At 68.7% G+C, this 1611-nt stretch carries 2 protein-coding genes; both read left to right on the forward strand.

From position 1 onward, the window contains the following. The coding region (gene miaB, locus VF794_RS01205) for a tRNA (N6-isopentenyl adenosine(37)-C2)-methylthiotransferase MiaB (protein ID WP_331106876.1) at positions 1-1276 on the forward strand (1276 nt) is incomplete at its 5' end. A gap of 23 nt (positions 1277-1299) precedes the next feature. Further along, on the forward strand, positions 1300-1611 hold a 312-nt coding region (locus tag VF794_RS01210), incomplete at its 3' end, for a gamma carbonic anhydrase family protein (protein WP_331106878.1).

A 1611-nucleotide genomic window follows, 5' to 3' on the forward strand; every position in this document is an offset into this window, starting at 1 on the left:
GGAGGAGGCGGACCTCATCATCCTCAACACCTGCTCCATCCGCGAGAAGGCCGAGGACAAGATGCTCTCCGCCCTGGGCCGCTACCGCACCGTGAAGCTCGCCCGGGGCACCCTGCTCGGCGTGGGCGGGTGCGTGGCGCAGCAGGAGAAGGACAAGCTCCTCAAGAAGGTGCCCTACCTGGACTTCGTCTTCGGCCCGGACTCCATCGCCAAGCTGCCGGAGATCATCGGCCGCGTGCAGGGCGAGCGCGAGCGCGTGGTGGAGACGGCCTGGGTGGACTCCGAGGAGTACGTCTTCCCGCGCGCCGACCCCGAGACGAGCCGCGGCAAGGTGACCGAGTTCGTCACGGTGATGAAGGGCTGCGACAACGTCTGCGCCTTCTGCGTGGTGCCGCATACCCGCGGCCGCGAGGTGAGCCGGGCCTTCCCGGAGGTGCTGGGCGAGGTGGCGGACCTGGCGAAGGTGGGCGTGCGCGAGGTGACGCTCATCGGGCAGAACGTGAACTCGTACCGGGGCGGCATCAGCTTCGCGCAGTTGCTGCTGCGCACCGCCGAGGTGCCGGGCATCGAGCGCGTGCGCTTCACCACGAGCCACCCGCACGACCTGTCGGACGAGCTCGTCGAGGCCTTCCGGGTGCAGCCGAAGATCATGCCGCACTTCCACCTGCCGGTGCAGAGCGGCTCCAACCCGGTGCTCAAGCGGATGCGGCGCGACTACACGGTGGTGCAGTACCTGGAGCGGCTGGAGAAGCTGCGCGCGGCGCGTCCGGGCATCGCGGTGACGACGGACATCATCGTGGGCTTCCCGGGTGAGACGGAGGAGGACTTCGCCCTCACCCTGGAGCTGACGGAGAAGGTCCGCTACGAGAACCAGTTCTCGTTCATCTACAGCCCCCGGCCGAAGACGGGCGCGGCGCTCAAGGAGAATGAGTGGGGCCTGGTGCCGCACGAGGTGAAGATCGAGCGGCTGGAGCGGCTGCAGAAGATCCAGCGGCGCATCAGCGGAGAGCTCACCTCGGCGCAGGTGGGCAAGGAGGTGGAGGTGATGGTGGAAGGGGCCTCGCGCTACAACCCGCTCAAGCGCTTCGGTCGCACGCCGGAGAACCGCACGGTGAACTTCGACGGCGACGCGCCGGCGGGGGCCTTCGTGAAGGTGCTGGTGGAGAGCGCGACGCCGAACCAGCTCTCCGGGAAGCAGACGGCGCTGCTGAGCGCGCCGATGGTGGTGCCGCCCGCCGAGTCCCCGCGCCCCGAGTTCCCGCTCGTCGTCGCCTGAACCACCCCCCCGGAGCCCCCGACATGGCCCTTCGCCGTTTCAAGGATCAGACCCCGCGCGTCCACCCGAGCTGCTTCATCGAGGACTCGGCGCAGGTCATCGGGGACGTGGAGGTGGGGGAGGACAGCTCGGTGTGGTTCAACTCGGTGCTGCGGGGGGACGTGAACGCCCTCCGCATCGGCCGGAGGACCAACATCCAGGATCTCACGATGATCCACGTCACGAGCAATCGCTTCTCCACCACCATTGGGGACGACGTGACGGTGGGGCACCACGTGGTGCTGCACGGGTGCAGGGTAGGGCACCGGGTGCTGGTGGGCATGGGCGCCATCGTC

It is taken from the genome of Archangium sp. (assembly GCF_036389735.1).
GTDB lineage: Bacteria > Myxococcota > Myxococcia > Myxococcales > Myxococcaceae > Archangium.